Here is a 506-nt window from a genome sequence, read left to right as displayed (position 1 = left end):
GCCAGTTCGTGCAGATTGCGGTCGAGGGCGTGGTGCCCGGCGACGTGATGCGCGTGCGCGCGGGCGACATCATCCCGGCCGACGGGCTGGTGCTCGATAGTGATGCCTTTACCGCCAATGAGGCGGCGCTGACCGGCGAGCCGTATCCGGTGGAAAAGCGCCCCGGCACGGTCACCGGTGAGACGGCAGGCGAGGCGTCGAATGCGCTGTTTCGCGGCGCGGTCGGCCAGACCGGCGAGGCAATCGCGTTGGTCGTCCATTGCGGGGCAGCGACCGTGTTTGGCGGCGCGGCGGCGGCGCTGGACGAAGCGACCGAACTTTCCCCCTTTCAGCGCGACTTGCGCAGTTATGGGCTGCTCACCGCGCGGCTGACGATCGTGCTGGTCGTGGTGGTGCTGGCGACGAGTGTGTTCTTCGGGCGACCGGCGCTGCAATCGCTGATGTTCGCGGTCGCGCTGGCGGTGGGGCTGACGCCCGAATTGCTGCCGATGATTACCACCGTCACG

General features: G+C 68.4%; 1 protein-coding gene. It reads left to right on the top strand.

Annotation, left to right across the window (positions count from 1 at the left end; genetic code table 11):
• A partial coding sequence (locus tag AACY08_RS28820; protein ID WP_445262058.1) for a P-type ATPase occupies positions 1-506 on the top strand: 506 nt, incomplete at both ends.

Source organism: Pseudomonas sp. EL_65y_Pfl1_R83 (assembly GCF_963970695.1).
Classification (GTDB): Bacteria; Pseudomonadota; Gammaproteobacteria; order Pseudomonadales; family Pseudomonadaceae; genus Aquipseudomonas; species Aquipseudomonas tritici.
The sequence above is the reverse complement of the archived record's forward strand: the minus strand, read 5'-3'. Positions and strand labels throughout refer to the sequence as shown.